This is a genomic window from Caballeronia sp. TF1N1 (assembly GCF_022878925.1).
GTDB lineage: Bacteria > Pseudomonadota > Gammaproteobacteria > Burkholderiales > Burkholderiaceae > Caballeronia.
Genome location: NZ_CP084626.1, coordinates 2921443 through 2938141, shown reverse-complemented (window position 1 = coordinate 2938141; position 16699 = coordinate 2921443). Strand labels below are relative to the sequence as shown.

The 16699-nt window shown below is 63.9% G+C and carries 16 protein-coding genes; 2 read left to right on the top strand and 14 right to left on the bottom strand.

What is annotated here, in order from left to right:
* Nucleotides 1–3: 3 nt before the first annotated feature.
* Nucleotides 4–1563 (bottom strand): DHA2 family efflux MFS transporter permease subunit, encoded by a 1560-nt coding sequence (locus tag LDZ28_RS13770; protein WP_244826653.1) that lies wholly within the window; start codon nucleotides 1561–1563, stop codon nucleotides 4–6.
* 96 nt (nucleotides 1564–1659) lie between these two features.
* On the bottom strand, nucleotides 1660–2160 hold the full coding sequence (locus tag LDZ28_RS13765) for a MarR family winged helix-turn-helix transcriptional regulator (RefSeq protein ID WP_244826652.1): 501 nt from the start codon (nucleotides 2158–2160) through the stop codon (nucleotides 1660–1662).
* A 199-nt stretch (nucleotides 2161–2359) separates the two neighbouring features.
* On the opposite strand from LDZ28_RS13765, the gene LDZ28_RS13760 reads away from it, so the two are divergent.
* On the top strand, nucleotides 2360–2641 hold the full coding sequence (locus LDZ28_RS13760; protein WP_244826651.1) for a hypothetical protein: 282 nt from the start codon (nucleotides 2360–2362) through the stop codon (nucleotides 2639–2641).
* A 190-nt stretch (nucleotides 2642–2831) separates the two neighbouring features.
* A complete protein-coding gene (locus tag LDZ28_RS13755; protein ID WP_244826650.1) occupies nucleotides 2832–4478 on the top strand; it encodes an efflux transporter outer membrane subunit in 1647 nt (548 codons plus the stop codon).
* Nucleotides 4479–4700: 222 nt separating this feature from the next.
* Here LDZ28_RS13755 and LDZ28_RS13750 read toward each other — a convergent pair whose 3' ends face one another.
* The 12 genes from LDZ28_RS13750 to gspD form a co-directional block, all read right to left on the bottom strand.
* Nucleotides 4701–5480, bottom strand: a complete 780-nt coding sequence (locus LDZ28_RS13750) for a type II secretion system protein N (protein WP_244826649.1) — start codon at nucleotides 5478–5480, stop codon at nucleotides 4701–4703.
* Between the two features lies 1 nt (nucleotide 5481).
* Nucleotides 5482–5985 carry a type II secretion system protein GspM gene (gene gspM / locus LDZ28_RS13745; RefSeq protein WP_244826648.1) on the bottom strand — a complete coding sequence of 168 codons (504 nt, stop codon included), beginning with the start codon at nucleotides 5983–5985 and terminating at the stop codon, nucleotides 5482–5484.
* Entirely contained in the window at nucleotides 5982–7295 is a 1314-nt protein-coding gene (gene gspL, locus LDZ28_RS13740; protein WP_244826647.1) for a type II secretion system protein GspL, read from the bottom strand. The genes gspM and gspL overlap by 4 nt, the downstream gene beginning before the upstream one ends.
* 17 nt (nucleotides 7296–7312) lie before the next feature.
* Nucleotides 7313–8425, bottom strand: coding sequence for a type II secretion system minor pseudopilin GspK (gene gspK / locus LDZ28_RS13735; RefSeq protein WP_244826646.1), 1113 nt, complete (start codon nucleotides 8423–8425; stop codon nucleotides 7313–7315).
* Nucleotides 8422–9093, bottom strand: a complete 672-nt coding sequence (locus LDZ28_RS13730; RefSeq protein WP_244826645.1) for a type II secretion system protein J — start codon at nucleotides 9091–9093, stop codon at nucleotides 8422–8424. The genes gspK and LDZ28_RS13730 overlap by 4 nt, the downstream gene beginning before the upstream one ends.
* Nucleotides 9071–9457, bottom strand: a complete 387-nt coding sequence (gene gspI / locus LDZ28_RS13725; protein ID WP_244826644.1) for a type II secretion system minor pseudopilin GspI — start codon at nucleotides 9455–9457, stop codon at nucleotides 9071–9073. Before gspI ends, LDZ28_RS13730 begins: the two co-directional genes overlap by 23 nt.
* Entirely contained in the window at nucleotides 9457–9939 is a 483-nt protein-coding gene (locus LDZ28_RS13720) for a GspH/FimT family pseudopilin (RefSeq protein ID WP_244826643.1), read from the bottom strand. Before LDZ28_RS13720 ends, gspI begins: the two co-directional genes overlap by 1 nt.
* Nucleotides 9940–9952: 13 nt before the next feature.
* Nucleotides 9953–10411, bottom strand: a complete 459-nt coding sequence (gene gspG, locus LDZ28_RS13715) for a type II secretion system major pseudopilin GspG (protein WP_244826642.1) — start codon at nucleotides 10409–10411, stop codon at nucleotides 9953–9955.
* Between the two features lie 117 nt (nucleotides 10412–10528).
* Nucleotides 10529–10942 (bottom strand): general secretion pathway protein GspC, encoded by a 414-nt coding sequence (locus LDZ28_RS13710; protein ID WP_244826641.1) that lies wholly within the window; start codon nucleotides 10940–10942, stop codon nucleotides 10529–10531.
* Nucleotides 10942–12159, bottom strand: a complete 1218-nt coding sequence (gene gspF / locus LDZ28_RS13705) for a type II secretion system inner membrane protein GspF (protein ID WP_244826640.1) — start codon at nucleotides 12157–12159, stop codon at nucleotides 10942–10944. Before gspF ends, LDZ28_RS13710 begins: the two co-directional genes overlap by 1 nt.
* Nucleotides 12160–12164: 5 nt before the next feature.
* Nucleotides 12165–13676 carry a type II secretion system ATPase GspE gene (gene gspE / locus LDZ28_RS13700; protein ID WP_370652050.1) on the bottom strand — a complete coding sequence of 504 codons (1512 nt, stop codon included), beginning with the start codon at nucleotides 13674–13676 and terminating at the stop codon, nucleotides 12165–12167.
* Entirely contained in the window at nucleotides 13673–16096 is a 2424-nt protein-coding gene (gene gspD / locus LDZ28_RS13695; protein ID WP_244828143.1) for a type II secretion system secretin GspD, read from the bottom strand. The genes gspE and gspD overlap by 4 nt, the downstream gene beginning before the upstream one ends.
* Nucleotides 16097–16699 lie beyond the last annotated feature (603 nt).

Genomic DNA, 16699 nt, shown 5'->3' with positions numbered 1-16699 from the left:
GCGTCAGTGTCCCGTCGTCGCCGACGCGCCTTTCCTCGGGCGCGTCAGCCAGACCATCGCGGCGAGCACGAGAAACGCATAGAAGGAAATGCGGAAGAAGTCGTTGGTCGACATCATGTACGCCTGCGCCGACACCACGCGGTCCAGTTGCGCCGTCAGTGCCTGCCCTGAAAGCCCCAGTCCCGACAGAAGGTCCGAATAAGCGGTCGTGCCCTGCGAATAGGCGCTCACCGACTCCGTGAGCACGGAATGATGGCGGATCATGTCGTTCTCCCAGAAGGTCGTGCTGACCGCCGTGCCTATCGCGCCCGACAAGGTCCGCAGAAAATTCGACAGCCCCGCCGCGCCCGCGAGCCGTTCGTCGGAGACGCTCGATAGCGTGATGGTCGTCATCGGCACGAAGAAGCACGCGACGCCAATGCCCTGAATCAGACGAGGAAAGATGATGTGGCTAAAGGGCGTATCGAGCGTGAAAGTCGAGTTCCAGTACGACACGAACGCAAACACGATAAACGCGAAGCTCGCGACCACGCGCAGATTCATGCGATGCATGTTTTGCCCGATCATCGGCGAGAGCACGAGCGCGAGTATGCCGACCGGCGCGGTTGCAAGACCCGCGAGCCACGGCGTAAAGCCGAGCACGGTTTGCAGCCACAGCGGCAACACCACGACCGAGCCGAAGAACGCGAGAAAGCCCAGCGAAGTGATCATCACGCCCATTGCGAAATTGCGGTCGCGGAACAGCGACAGGTCGATCACCGGTTCTTTTTCCGTCACTTCCCACGCGAACATGAACGCGAGCGATACCGCCGCGACGATCGCCAGCGTGACGATGAACGTCGAGTTGAACCAGTCGCGGTCCTTGCCGAGATCGAGCATCATCTGCAGGCTCGCGACGCCGATCACGAGCAAACTGAGCCCGACGGCGTCGATGCGCTGTCGCGTCGTCTTGGTCTCATGTCCGCGCAGGAGAAAGTACGCAATCGCCGCCGAAAAGATGCCGATCGGCACATTGATATAGAAGATCCACGGCCACGTGTAGTTGTCGGTGATATAGCCGCCCATCACGGGACCGAAAATTGGCGCGACGATGACAGTCATTGCCCACAAACCGAGCGCGAGTCCGCGTTTTTCCGGCGGATAGCTGCGCATGAGGATGGTTTGCGACAGCGGCACCATGGGGCCGGATACGAGGCCTTGCAGCAGCCGGAAGCCGATGAGCGATTCGAAGTTATGCGCGAAGCCGCAAAGCGCCGACGCCACGGAAAACAACAGCACGGAGATAGTGAACAGTTTCACTTCGCCGACGCGGCGCGCGAGCCAGCCGGTGAGCGGCACGGCGATCGCGGATGCAACCGAGTACGAGGAAATTACCCACGTGCCTTCGCTCGTCGCGACGCCCAGACTTCCTGAAATGGTCGGCACGGCGACATTGGCGATGGATGTGTCGAGCACTTCCATGAAGGTGCCGAGCGCCAAGCCCATTGTCAGCAAGGCGAGGATGCCGCCCGTGAGCGGACGCGGCGCGGGCGTGGCGGGTTCGGCAGTCGCGGTCGTCGACATATCTTTTCTCTTATGCGTTCGAAAGTCCGTGCCGCGGCATTCTCTGCCCAGACAGCAAAATGCGCGGCTTTTGGCGGCTACGTTGCCGCTGCTTGGTCACTCCTCGGCGTCTTCCACACATCCGACGCAACCTGCGCGGCCAGCACCAGGCGAATTGCCGATGATGCGCGCTAGCATCGACGTCAGAAGATCGAGTTCGGCCCGGCTGAAGCCTTCCAACTGCTCGTTCAGCACCGCAGCGCCAAGCGCGGGCAGTTGCGCGGCGGCGGCGCGGCCACGGTCCGTCAGATTCAGTTCGACGATGCGCCGGTCCGCGTCGCTACGCGTGCGGCCGATGAATCCCTTCTTCTCCAGCCGGTCCAGCATGCGCGTCATGGAACCGCTGTCGTAAGACATCTCGCGCGACAGTTCCAGCGGCGTGCGCGCTCGACCCGCTGCCAGGAAAAGCAGCGCGCCGATTTGCTGCGACGTCAGATCGAGCGGCCGCAGCGCTTCGTCAGTTCGCGCGATCAACACGTTGCGAGCCTTCGCAAGGTAGTAGCCGAGGCTAATGTCGAGTTGAATCGTGGCCGGATCGTAAAGCGGTTCGCTGGTCATTCGACGGTCCGTGGGACGACGCGCAAAGCTATGCGACGTCCCGGAAAAGCAACATTCCGAAAAAAGCAATCGGTAGTATCTTGAAAACTACTTGCATAGTCAATATTATTTAAGGCACCGAGTTACGCGCGACATGCGCCACCCGAGACCATGTTCTGATCGCCCGATGCGTCGTTCGCGACGCCCCAAGGACCCTTCGATGACCCGCTTTGCCCGCACCGCCGGCCGACGTTTCGGCCAAGTCAGCAGCTCGATCGCCAACGCATCCCGTCAGTTCGTCCCGCCGAATCTGAACTCGTGGAAATTCGCGTTGTATCTGATCGTGTTCCTGATGCCGGGCGGTTCGTTCATCGTGCTGGCCATGGGATGGTTCGAGAATCGGCAGCGGCGTAAGACTGAAAAGCCCGCGCGTGCATCCAACCGCACCTTGCTTCCCGCGCCGTGCGCTTGCTCCAGTAGCGGCGGAGCAGGCGGCGCCTGAAGCGCGTAACGCGTCGTAACCGATTTCCGCTGCCGCGTAACACCCACCTTACGCCGAAGCCGTTACCCTAACGTCTGCCTGACGCTCGCGCGCAAGTCCCACGACCGGCTTCGCGAGCGTTCCGTTACCATCTCGGCAGTCGCATTCGTCGTATCGGACGAAGCGCCGCCGACAGGAATTTCGAAAGCAGATGCCGTCTCGCCTCGCTGTTTCATCCTCGCTGCGCCTTTCCGCCACTGCGCTTGCGGCCACGCTGGCGTTGTCCTTCGCCGGTTGCGCGGTCGGTCCCGACTATCAGCGCCCGTCCACGGCAATGCCCGCGTCCTATAAGGAAGCGCCCGAAGGCTGGAAAGTCGCGCAACCCGCCGATCAGACCGATCGCGGAACGTGGTGGACCATTTACGACGACGCAACGCTCAACGACCTCGAAGCGCGGCTGAATCAGTCGAACCAGACGGTTGCGCAATATGCGGCGGCTTATCGGCAGGCGCGGGCGCTCGTCGGCGAGGCGCGCGCGGCATATTTCCCGACCATCGGTGCGTCGGCTTCGGGGTCGCGCTCTGGGCAAGGTGCGGGCACGCGTTCCACGAGCACCTCTACGTTCGGCAACAGTTCCAGCACTGTCGGCAACAGCTTCAGCGCATCGCTCGATGCCACTTGGGAGCCTGATCTCTGGGGCAGCGTGAGCCGCACGGTATCGGCGCAGAAGGCCGGCCAGCAGGGCGCGGCAGCCGATCTCGCGAACGCGCGTCTGTCCGCGCAAGGCACGCTCGCGCAGACCTACTTCCAGTTGCGCTCGCTCGACGCGCAACAACGGCTTCTGGACGATACCGTCGCCGCTTATCAGCAGTCGCTGAAGCTCACGCAGAATCAGTATGGGCAAGGAATCGTCGCGCGCTCGGACGTGATTCAGGCGCAGACGCAGTTGCAGTCGGCGCAGGCATCGGCAATCGATAACGGCGTCGCGCGCGCGCAGTACGAGCATGCCATCGCCGTGCTTATCGGCGAGGCGGCTTCGACCTTCTCGCTGGCGCAGATGCCGCTCGATGCCACGCCGCCGACCGTGCCCGCGCAGATGCCATCCGCGATTCTCGAACGGCGGCCGGATATCGCATCGGCCGAACGGAAGGCTGCGGCGGCGAACGAACAGATCGGCGTGGAAATCGCGGCGTACTTTCCCACGCTCACGCTCTCCGCGCAGGGCGGCTTCGAAAGCTCGGTGTTGTCGCAATTGCTGCGCGCGCCGTCGCGTTTCTGGACGCTCGGCCCGGACATCGCCGCAACCATTTTCGATGGCGGTTTGCGCGCCGCCCGCACGGACGCCGCGCGTGCCGCTTACGACCAGAATGTCGCGACGTATCGGCAGACGGTGCTGACGGCGTTTCAGGATGTCGAAGACAATCTCGCTTCGCTGCGCATTCTCGAGAAGGAAGTCGTCGTGCAGCAGCAGGCGGTGGAGTCGGCGCAGCAGGCGCTCGCGATCATCAACAATCAGTACAAGGCGGGGACGGTCGCGTTCATCAACGTGCTGACCGCGCAAACCACGGCGTTCACGGCGCAGCAGAAGCTGGCGAATATCGCGGGACAGCGGATGGTCTCGTCGGTGGGATTAGTGAAGGCGCTAGGCGGCGGGTGGGATGTCGCGCAGATGGATCAGGAAACGGGGGCGGTGCAGCCGCCAGCTTCGGCTTCGGCTTCGGCTTCGGCTTCGGCTTCGGCTTCGGCTTCGGCTTCGGCTTCGGCTTCGGCTTCGGCTTCGGCTTCGGCTTCGGCTTCGGCTTCCGATATCGTCAGTCAGACGCTATCGGCTAGCGACAAGCGCGCGTCAGCCGACTAAAACGCCCGTGCAAGCTCGAACGCATGCGTGTTGCCTGGTGCGCCGCGTTGCGGGCAAGCAAGCACAAGCCAGCTGAGTAAGAATCTCGCGAGCTCAAGCGGTGCGCTCAGTGCGCCTTCGTTGTTCAACGTGCGCGCACGAACCGCTCAATCCGAAGCGCCGTTGGAAAGACAACTTGCACAACCGCACCGGCACTAAAGACATCCGAAAGCCAGCACCGCCTCACCGCACCAAGGTCAGCGCCACCGTATCCTGATCCGTATGCCGGCCTAGCAGATTCAACAGTCCCGCCAGATTCTCGCGCTGCTCGGGCGCCGCCGTCGCGGTGCCGTTGAACGCCGTCGATCCCTGCGACACCGTGCCGTTTCCCTTCAGCAGGAGCGGGCCACGCGTAGTCGTGAGATCGATTTCCGCCGATTCACCCTGCGCCTGCAACGCCACCCGATACGACCCGAGCGGCTTCACCCGCGATACTCTCGACGACATGTCGTCAAGCGTGACGACCACCTGACCATACGCATTCCTGCCGAGCACGCGGAACTCGGTCCATGTGAGCCGCACCGAACCATCGAAGTTCAGCGTGTTGAACGGCGCGCCGAGCCCGGAAAGCAACGTAGCCGGCACGGCGATCCCGCCAGCCGAAAGAAACGCGCCGCGCGGCGTGGCATCGACGATCACGGCGTCGGGCATCGCTTCGCTCTGGCGCATGGTCATGTGAACGCGGCCCGTGAAAAGCGGCCAGAACGCCGTCGTCCACTCGATACGCCCCGGCAGCAGCGTCGCGCCGGAAACGTCGCCACCCGTCGCGAGCATGAGCGTGGCTGAACCGCGCCAGAGCGAACCCGCCGGATCGACGAGATTCACGCGGCCGCCCGTTACGCGCGCGAATTGCGGCGTGATCCAGGCGGCGGGCAGCATTACGAGCAGCGTGCCGGCGACCGACAAGATCATCACAAAAAAAGCCGGCAGCGCGTACCGGATTCGGCGAGTCCAATAGCTCATGTCACTTCACGCTCGCCGGTTGCAGCGATGCCGTCAGATCCACCTGGCCATCCGGCTGAAGCGCCGTGACATGCGCCTCCGACACTTGCACCTTGAACTGCTTGCGGGCGTCGTCGAGCCACAGCGTCCAGTTCGGAAACGACGTGTTCTTCAACTGAATCTGCACCGCCGCGCCGATCACCTGCACCTGCGTCGCCTGCATGCCGCTGTCCGCCAGCGACTTGGTGAGCGCATCGCGCAAGGCGCCGCCCGTCGGCGTCACGCTATCCGAATTGCCCGCGAGCGAGCGCGCCTCGTTGGCTTGCGCGGTCATCGTCGCGAGCTGGCGTTGCATGGCGGGCAGCGTGTCGCGCAAGCGGCCGCGTCCTTCGAAGGCAGGCGCCCACAGCACCAGATACACGAGCGCGAGGCCGAGAACCAGTCCGCCCCAGAACAGCAGCGCCTTTTCGCGTGCCGTGCGCGCCTCCCAAAACTCCCCGAGCGAACGTCCGAGTTCCGCTTTCATTGACCGCTCCTGATCGTCCACTTACCCGTGTTGCTGTCGATTGCACCGTTCAGCCCGTTCGCCGAAAGACGCCGGGAAAGATCGCCATCGACCTTCGTCTCCGGTTTGAACGTCACTTCGAGATGCCGATCGCGATAATCCAGCCCCGCGATGCCGTTCACCGGCACCGGCCCGAGCGAACGCGCGAGGCCATCGGCGAGTGTCAGAAAATCCGATGGCGACAGCTCGCCCGACGCCACGCGCAGACGATCGAGATTGCGCGTCATCTGATCGGGCGCGTCGAGCACGACGGTGGTTTTCGGGAAGGCGTTGAGCAGCAGCTCCGTCATCTGCGCGCTGATCGCGTCGCGCTGACGCGCAAGCTGAATCCACTGCACGTTGATCCCGATGATCGACACGACGATCGACGCCACCACGAGCGCGATCGGCACGCGCAGACGGCGCATCGTCGTGCGGTCGAGCCGCCACGGCTGCGCGGCGAACTCGAACTGGCACAGATCGAAGCGGCTCGCGAGCGCATTGCGTGCGAGCGACTCGAACGCGAGCGGCTCTGCGCCGACGATGCTCGCCGCCGCCCGCGACGATGCGAGACGCGGCTCGTCGCCCGGAAGATCGAGAAGCGAATACACGGTGACCGGCTGATCGCCCGCGAGAGCGTCGAGCGTTGCGGCTATGGAGTCGGACGGCAAGGCGAGTCCCTCGCCGAGCGCCGCGTGTTCGCCGCGCGCAATCGCCACTTCCATGCGCGGCGCGACAAGCGCGGCCGGCGCGGCCACTTCGCCGATCAGCGCGGGCGCGGTCGAAACCACATGCCCGAGCAGTCCGGCGACGAACGGTGGCGCGGCAAGTGCTTCATCGGCTTCGCGGGACGGAATCGGCAGGCAACGCATGGCGGGCACCGCCTTCACATTGCGATGCCCCGCGCCAGAGAATGCCTCGCGCACGAAGCGGAACCAGCCGCGATCGATGACCGCGAGCACGCGCCGGCCATCGGCGAGCGCGACGGGATCGACGGCGATATGGCAAGTCTGCGCGTCCTGGATCACCTGATCCTCGATCACGTTCGGCAGCGCCTGACGCAAGCGCGGCCCCTTCAGCGGCGGCACTTGCGCGGCGAGCAGCAGCGTGTCGCGCGCGGCGACGATCAGCACGGTCGCGTTCGCACGCGGCAGCAAGCCGAGCGATGCGCGGCCAGCGCGCTGAGTTTCGCCGCGCTTGTCGAGCAGCACGAACGGCAGGTCGGGCAGATGCCACTCTTCCGAGCGCACCGCCGGATCGCGCGGCGGTAGTAGAACGATCAGTGTGCTCAAAGGCCACTTCCTCTCATTTAAAGCGCGTCGCGCGTATAGACGATGCGCGTCGTATGCGTGGTCGGATCGCGGTACACGAGCGTCGAGCGCTCCAGCTGCGCGCGCTCATGTTCGACGCGCCCACGGATCACGAAATAGCGTGTGGTGACATCGAGCTCGCTGGGATCGATCGATGTCGCGGTCTTCACGCCCGCGCCGGTGAGCGCGAGCTGCACGTTGCCGGTATCGTGAAAGAACACCGTCTCGCGGCGCGCGACGAACGCCTGCGCCTGCGAGAGATTCATTCCCGGCACCACGGCCGCGACCACTTCGGCGGGCGCGGTGTTCATGTTCACGGCGGTCGTCGTCGGCAGAACGGTGACGAACGGCCTGAGCTTAGCGACGGCTTCCGGCGAGAAACCCTGCACGTCGAGCAGCGAGTCGACGCTGATCATCTGCAAGGGCGCAACGGGCGCGTCGGTATCCGCGTCCTTCAGGCCGGGATCGTCGGTGAAATTGCCGCCGCCCGTGCCGCCGCCCTGCGCAATCGCCGCGATGGTCGCTTCCGGCGTGGTCGTGCTCGTCGTGGTGCTGTTGCCCGTTTGCGTCTGAAAACGCGTCGCGGACCGCGCGAGACCCGCGCGTATCTGCAGCGCCACCGTTTTCGCGAGCGACCCGTTGATGCCGAGAAGCGTAAGCAGCCGCTGGAACGCCTGAATCTGTTCGACGTTGATGGTCAGTACGCCCGGCGTTGGCGTCGACACGAGGTTGCGCAGATTGAACTTCGCCTGCGCGTCTTCAATCGATCCGGACAGAAACGTCTGCGCGCCTTCCTGCGAACGCACTTCACCAATCTGCCCGAGAAAGTCCGACAGCTTCGTCTTCGCGATGGGCACACCCCACACGCCGCCGAGATACGTGACGGTCGGCGAGGTATCGGCTTCCGAGCGCAAAATGAGGCGCGTCCAGTCGAGCGCGCTACGCGAAATCCACTGCGCCTGCGCGAGCAGCCGCTGATTTTCGATACGCCGCACCTGCACCTGCTGACGCCACAACATGCCCGACACCAGAATGGCCGACAGCGCGACCACCAGCAACGCGCTGATGATCGCGACTCCGCGTTCTTTCCGGCTTCTGGCGCGCATCGTCATTCTCCGACCATGAATACACGCGTGATCGGCACGGCGAGATTGCGCGCGCCGACCGCCACCTGAATTCCCGAAACCGCGCGCGGCAGCGGCGCGTTGCCGAGCTGCGGCACCTTCAGGTTGTTGTCGTTCTCGTTGATCTGCGAGAACACGTCGTTCATCCTCGTGGTCCAGCCTTTCTGCGGAATATAGACGCGCGAGGCGAGCGAAGCCACGCCGCCCATCAACTGCACCGCGTTCCAGCCGTCCGCCTTATCGCTCGATGACAACGCGCGCCGCACTTCGCCCACATTCGCGAGCGGCGGCGACGCGAAGCGCACGATGCGTCCGTCCGATAAACGGTAACGCACGACCTGCAAGCGTGGCGGCGCACCGACCGCGAACATGCCGCGCACGATCTGCAGCGAGCCGTTGTCGATCGACACCGCGGGCTGACCCGCTTCGTCGTCGGTGGCGGCTTGACGCGCGTCGATACGCATCTGGTCGAACAACTGCGCGACCACGCGCTCGTCTTCCATCGAATTGGTGATGGTCGCACGGGCGCGGATGATGGAGTCGAGCCCGCGCCACGACAGCACCGCGATCACCGCCAGAATGGCGATGGCGATCAACATTTCCAGCAGCGTAAAGCCGCGCTGCCTCGCGGCCTCAGAGGGAGCGATTCGTTTCATTCGCCACCACCGTGACCATTTGCGCGAGATAGCCCGAACGGCCCGGCGTCGTGACGAACATCTCGACGCGCCGGAAAATCGGGTTGGGCGTCGCGGTGACGCGCTGCGTGCAGACCAGCTTCAGGTTGCCCTGCGAACATTCGAAGGTGCGCGAGCCGATCTCCGGGAATGTGTGCGCCAGCCGAATCTGCGCGAGCTCGTTGTCCGCGCTCCAGCCGGCAAGCAGACGCCGATGCAAATCCGCCTCGCCGTTGGCAATCGCGCCGACCGCCCTCAGCGACGCGGCAAGCGCCACCGCGATGATCGCCAGCGCAACCAGCACTTCGATCATCGTGAAGCCGCGTTCCTTCCGCCGGGTGCACATCACCGCACCTGAAAGCGGCCATTGCCGCTGCCGACGATGGTCGCGCGCCCTGCCGGCGAAACGAGCGTGACTTCCATGGGCGTGTCGATGGCTTCGGTGCCGAAGACGAGGCGGCTTGCCGACTTGTCGGAATCGAGAAACTGGATCGTCGCGCTCGTCACGCCGCCTTCCCACGGACGCGGCCGCAGCAGATCGTCGCGCAGCGGACGCCAGCCGTCCTCGGTGCGGATATCGAAGCGAAAACCGCCGTCGTAAGGCTGCCACGCGATGGGCCGCGCGCGCACTTGCGCTTCGTCGCCCGCGGATTCGAACAGGAGCGCGAGACGCTGCGCTTCCTCGTTGAGGTCGGTGCGCGGATTGCGCGTGAGCTGCAACGAAGCCAGCGACACGAGCAGACCCGCGATCACCAGCACGACGAGCATTTCCAGCAGCGTGAAGCCTGCTTCACGGCCTCTATGCATATCGCGCCTGCCCACGATCATTCCTTCGATGAGATTACTGCCACGAACCGACGTCGGCGTCGTTGCCGTCGCCGCCCGCCTTGTTGTCCGCGCCGTAGCTGAACACGTCGATTTCGCCGTGTACGCCCGGATTCAGATATTGATACTGCGCGCCCCACGGGTCGGCCGGCAGACGTTCCAGATAGCCGCCGTCCTTCCAGTTGTTCGGCGCCGGTTCCGTGGTCGGCTTCTCGATCAGCGCGCGCAAACCCTGCTCTTGCGTCGGATAACGGCCGTTGTCCAGGCGATACAGCTTCATCGCCTGCATGATGGTGCCGATGTCCTGTTTCGCGGCGACGCGGCGCGCCTCGTCCGGACGACTCATGATCTTCGGCACGATGAGCGCGGCGAGAATACCGAGAATGGCGATCACCACCATGATTTCGATCAGCGTGAAACCGCCCTGACGGCGCGCCTTTGCAACGTTCATGCGGCGTTGTGTCCACAATTGCATGACTACTACCTCTTGATATGAATCCGGGGCTTGCGCCCGCTGTTATTGAAAATTCCCGCCGAGCATTCTAGCGAGCGCGTTCGCATGAACACGCGAACGAACCCGCCGCGCGGCGCTTTAGCGCACGTAGATCGTCGGTCCAGGAGGCATCTGCGGCAGGAAGATCTCCGACTTCGAGCCGTTACGATCGATGATGATCGAACGCGCGCGCACTTCCGAAAGCTTCACGCCTTGCGTGAGCGGACCGCCGAGCGAGATCGCGCGGGCCGGCTCGCCGCCATAACTGACGATAGCCGCCGCGCCGTGCTGCAGGGCCAGGATGCCGAACAGATGCACATCCTGATTCGCTTGCCGTTCCAGTTGTCCGCCGAAAATAGTCGCGGCCTGTTCCACCGACGGCGTGCGCGTGGCGGCGGCAGCGGGCAAGGGCGCGGTCTGCCGCGAGGTCAGCGTGACGACCCAGTACGTCACGGTCACGCAAAAGAGCGCGAGGGCGGCGAGCGATATCAGGCGAATTTGCAGGCTGTTCATTACTGCACCAGATTGTTCAGTTCGATGATCGGCAGCATCACCGCGAGCACGATCACCAGCACGACGCCGCCCATCGCCAGAATGAGCAGCGGTTCGAGCAGACTCGTCAGGAACATCGTGCGACGTTCGAGTTCGCGCGCTTCGCCTTCGGAGGCGCGGTCGAGCATGGTGGTGACGTCGCCGGTGGCTTCGCCGGAGCGGATCAGATGCACCAGCACGGGCGGAAACGTCTTCGTGTTGCCGAGCGCGCGCGACAGCGACGAACCTTCGCGCACGCGCACGATGGCGTCGTCGACGTTATTGCTCATTGCCCGGTTGCTCAGGGTTTCGCCCGCGGCCTGCAGCGCGCGCAGGATCGGCACGCCGGCGGCCGTCAGAATGGCGAGCGTGCTGGCAAAGCGCACGGTGTTATAGCCGCGCACCAATTTGCCGATGAGCGGCGCGGTGAGCAGCCAGCGGTCGAACGCCATGCGCGGCCCGGGCCGCGCGAGAATGCTCTTGACGATCCACGCGAAAAGCGCGACGCCGATCAGCATGGCCCACCAGTAATTTCGCACGAACGCGGAGAGCGCCATCATCATCACGGTGAGAACGGGCAGCGCCTGCTTGGTGCTGGCGAACACGTTCACAACCTGCGGCACGACATAACTCAAAAGAAACGTGACGATGCCAAGCGCGATGATCGTCACGATACCCGGATACGTAAACGCCAGAATGATCTTCTGTTTCAGCGCATTGCGTTGCTCGATGTAGTCCGCGAGACGGGAGAGCACGAGACCCAGCTTGCCGGTATGCTCGCCCGCCGCGACGAGCGCGCGATAGATCTCGGGGAAGTCTTTCGGATGCTGCGCCAGCGCATTGGCGAACGAATGCCCGCCGAGCACTTCGGCGCGGATCGCGGCCATGAGTTCGCGGATGTAATCGCGCTCGGACTGCTCGGTCAGAACCGCGAGCGTTTCGCCGAGCGGCAAACCCGCGATCAAGAGGCTCGCGAGCTGACGCGTGAGAATGGCCTGCTCGCGCTGCGACAGACGCCGCCCGAGCGAAAGGCGTTGCTGCCGTTCGCCGCGCGTCCGCGTACCCGCCGCCTCGACGATAAGCGGCGTCAGACCTTGCGTGCGCAACTGGCTGCGCGCGGCGCGGGCGCTGTCGGCATCGAGCACGCCCTTTTGCGTCTTGCCCGCGTGGTCGATCGCTTCGAAACGGAAAGCCGGCATACGCGTTAATCTCCGCCCGTCACGCGCAGCACTTCTTCGAGCGACGTCACGCCGGTCGCGAGCCAGCGGTTGCCGTCCTCGCGCAGCGTGCGCATGCCTTGCTTGCGGCCCGCCGCGAGAATTTCGGCATCGGCGGCGTTGCGGTGGATCAGCGGACGGATTTCATCGTCCATCAGCAGAAGTTCGTAGACGCCGCGGCGTCCTGCGTAACCCGACTGGCCGCAGCGGTCGCAGCCCACCGGATGCCAATGCGTCACGCCGTCTTCCTCGACGCGCTCTTCCTTGCACACCGGACACAGTTGCCGCACGAGCCGCTGCGCCAGCACGCCGAGCAGCGACGATGCGAGCAGATACGGCTCCACGCCCATATCGGTGAGACGCGTGACGGCCGAAGCGGCGTCGTTCGTGTGCAAGGTCGCAAGCACCAGGTGACCCGTGAGCGACGCCTGCACCGCGATCTGCGCCGTCTCCAGGTCGCGAATTTCCCCGATCATGATGATGTCCGGGTCCTGCCGCAAAATGGAACGCAGCGCGCGCGCGAAGGTCATGCCGATGCGCTCGTTCACCTGCGTCTGGCCAATACCCGACAAGTCGTATTCGATCGGATCTTCCACCGTCATGATGTTGGTGGTGGTGGTCTCAAGCCGCGACATGGCCGCATAAAGCGTCGTGGTCTTGCCCGAGCCCGTCGGCCCGGTGACGAGCACGATGCCGTGCGGACGGCCGATCAGCTTGTCGAAGTTCACGAGCGTGTCGCGCGCCATGCCGAGCTTTTCGAGGTTCAGGCGTTGCGCGTCTTTTTCGAGCAGACGCAGCACCGCGCGTTCGCCGTGTCCGGTCGGCAGCGTCGACACGCGCACATCGACCGGACGCCCGCCCACACGCAAGGTAATGCGCCCGTCCTGCGGCAGACGTTTCTCGGCGATATCGAGCTGCGCCATGATCTTGATCCGCGAGATCAGCGCGCCGTGCAGCGCTTTCTTCGGGCGCACGACGTCGCGCAACGTACCGTCCACGCGAAAACGCACGACCGACGCGTTCTCGAACGGCTCTATGTGTATGTCCGACGCCTGTTCGCGCGCCGCCTGCGTCAGAAGCGCGTTGATCATGCGGATGATCGGCGCGTCGTCTTCCGATTCCAGCAGGTCCTCGACTTCCGGAATGTCCTGCATCAGGCGCGAGAGATCGACTTCCCCTTCCACTTCGCCGACAACCTGCGCCGCGCTGCCGTCGTTGCGCGCATAGGCGGAATTGATGGCGGCGGCCAGTTCATCGGCGGATTTGCGCTGGATGGACAGCGCCCCGAAATTGCGCGCGACTTCCGCGAGCGCGGCGTCGGACGTGCGCTCGCTGATCCAAACCTCGATGTTGTCCGCATGCTGATGCGCGAGCAGTATCTGCCCGGTTCGCGCGAAGCTGTAAGGCACGAGCCTGGCCGCGAGCGGCGACGCTGCGGCCGGCGCTTCAGCGTTGTGGGCGAGATTCGTGCGATCGGCTTCGGCGTTCAGCGTATTCACGGCCGTGCTCCTGACGAACTGTTCGAATTGCTCGAACTGTTATCTAGCGGCGTGGTGCTCGGCTGATTGTTGGGCACCGCGTAATTGGTTGGCGCATTGCCGTACGGCGGCTGCTGCGGCTGCGGCAACTCCGAACGCTGCGGCGCTTGCTGATACGGCTGCGGCGCAGGACCCGCGTTCGGGTCCTGGGGCAGCGTCGTGCTCGGCGTACCGCGCGTCAGGTTGCTCCAGTCCAGCAGATTCTGGGCCGGGGCGCCACCGCCTTCGCTCGGTCCAAGCGGCTTCGGCGGCATGACCGGCACGTTCTGATCGCGAATCAGGCGGTTGTCCGTGGTCGAGCCGTATTGTTGTTGGCGCATGTAGTCGTAGCGCGTGTTGGCGATCTGCGAAGCCGTCGCCTGATCGCGCACGATCACTGGGCGCAAGAACACCATCAGGTTGGTCTTCGTGCGCGTCTTGCTTTCGCTGCGGAACAGGCTGCCGATGAACGGGATGTCGCCCAGAAGCGGAATCTTGCTGTTGTTATTGTTGTACTGATCCTGCATCAAGCCGCCCAGCACGACGATTTCGCCATCGTCCGCGAGAATGGTCGACTGCACGGAGCGCGTGTTGATGGTCACGCCACCCGGATCGGTCTTGGTCGTGGCATCGACGCTCGAATCTTCCTGATAGATCTGCATCTTGAGCACGCCGCCGTCGGTGATCTGCGGCTTGACGTGCAAGGTCACGCCGACGTCGCGGCGGTCGAACGTGTTGAACGCCGTCACCGACGTCGCGGCGTTGGCGGTCGGCGTGGCGTAGGAGCCCGTTACCACCGGCACGTTCTGGCCGACGACGATTTTCGCTTCCTCGTTGTCGAGCGTGATCAGGTTTGGCGTGGAGAGGATGTTGGCGTCGGCGGACGTGGACAACGCCTGCAAGAGACCGCCGAGACCGAACAGATTGCCGAAGCGGTGCAGCAAGCCAATGTTCAGGCCGTTCGCCAAAAGACCCGTCGAAGCGGTGATCGCCGACGTGTTTTGCGCGACGGCTGCGCCCTGCACGGTCAAATCGAAGATGTTGGTATTGCCCGAGCCGAAGCTCGTGCTGCCGTACACCGCGTTGTTGCCGCCGTTCGAAAGCAGCAGACCCTGCCATTGAATGCCAAGATTGGCCCCGGTGGTGGCCGAGAGCTCGACGATCAGCGCTTCGATATAGACCTGCGCGCGGCGCGCGTCGAGCTGGTCGATCACGGCGCGCAGGTTCCGATAGACCGGGTCCGCTGCGGTGATGATGAGCGAATTCGTCGCCGAATCCGCCTGGATCATGCCGCCGCCCGAGTCGTTGCCGTTGTCGCTGTCCTTGTTCGACGAGAAACCGCTGTCGCGATTGCCGCCCGATCCCGACATCGGGTTACTGCCGCTGCCCGAACTGCTGTTGCCGCCAAAACCGCCTGGCAACGGCGGCACGCCCGACGTGCCGGTGGAGTTCGACGAATTGCCGAGCCCGCCGCTCTGGCCGAACGAATTCGACGAGTTCGAGTTCGAATTGCTCGACGAGTTGTCGTTGCTGCTGCCGTTGCCCTTGCCCATCATGCCGCGCAGGGTTCTGGCAAGACGCGTGGCGTCGGCGTTGCGCAACGCCACGACGTGCATGTTGCCCGGCTGCGAAGTCGGCGAGTCCAGCTTCTTCGCTAACGTTTTCGCGGCTTCGAGCCGCGCGCTGCTGGAAGCGCGGAACATCAGCGAGTTGGTGCGCGGGTCGGCGGTGACGACGACCTTGAGCGTGGCGTCCGTGCTGCCGATCGTGCCGGGGTCGAGCAGCTTGTTCATCTGGTCGGCCACGTCGATCGCGTTCGCGTTCTTCAGCTGGACCAAGTCCACCTCGCGCCCGGCGGCGGTATCGATACCCGCGATGATTCCGGCGATCCGCCGCACGTTGTCGGCGTAGTCGGTGACCACGAGCGTGTTGTTGCCGGGATAGGCCGCGATGGTGTTGTTCGGCGAGATCAGCGGGCGCAACACCGGCAAAATGTTATTGGCCGATTCATTGCGTAACTGGAACACCTGCGTGATGACCTGATCGCCTCGCGCGGCAGGCGAGTTGCCGACATAGGTCGGCACGCCCTGCAGCTTGGCGTCGGCCTCGGGCACGACTTTCAATACACCGTGATCCTGCACCAGCGCAAAACCCTGCATGCGCAGTGAGGCTTGCAATGTCTTCAGCGCCTGATCCTCGGGTACCGGATTTTCCGAGACGAGGTTCAACTGCCCCTTCACCCGGGGATCGACGATGATTGTCTTGCCAGTGGCGGCGCCGATCGCCTTTGCGACCTGGTCGATATCGGCGTTGACGAAATTCAATGTCACTTGCGCGTGCGCGGCTTGCGCGACGATAAGTCCCGCCGCCAGCAGTGCCGTCGCGATGCGACGCAGTGCGATAGGTTGTCTTCTCATGAATGTGTTGTCTAAGCGAACTTCTCGGGTAAAGCCCGCTAAGGCAGCACCGCTCGTCAAGCAGAGGCGCCGCCGATCGTTTCCGGGCTAGCTTGCCCGGGCGACGATCATTTCAAAAAATTGTGACGATAGCAGCAACGCGTAACGAAATTATTCAAAAAATCGTTCAAGACCAGAATTTTCCCTAGCCGCCTTCGCTTACTGAATTCCGCCGCTCTCAAGCTTTCAACGAACTTGCCGATAAACCGTCTGTGAAGCCCTCACAGGCTGGCCCATGCGCGCGGGCGACGAATTGTAACCCGACTCGAAGTCTTATTATTCAGACGTTTAAGAACGCCTTCCGCCGCGCGGCTGGCGGAAAACGGCTGACCTATGGCGCGCCCTCGCCGGGGTGTATGTCTGGTGGCTAACTTATGGCGTCAAACTTCAGCGGGTATGATACGGGCGGTTCCGCATTCCGGGCGGCGACATCGGGGGTGGGTTTTCCCGATGCCATACGGCTGCGAGCGTGCTTTGACTGGCGCCGACGCGGATGAATGACGTTAGGCGCCCGGTCGCCGAAATGGCGGCGTGACGCTTTTCCGCGTG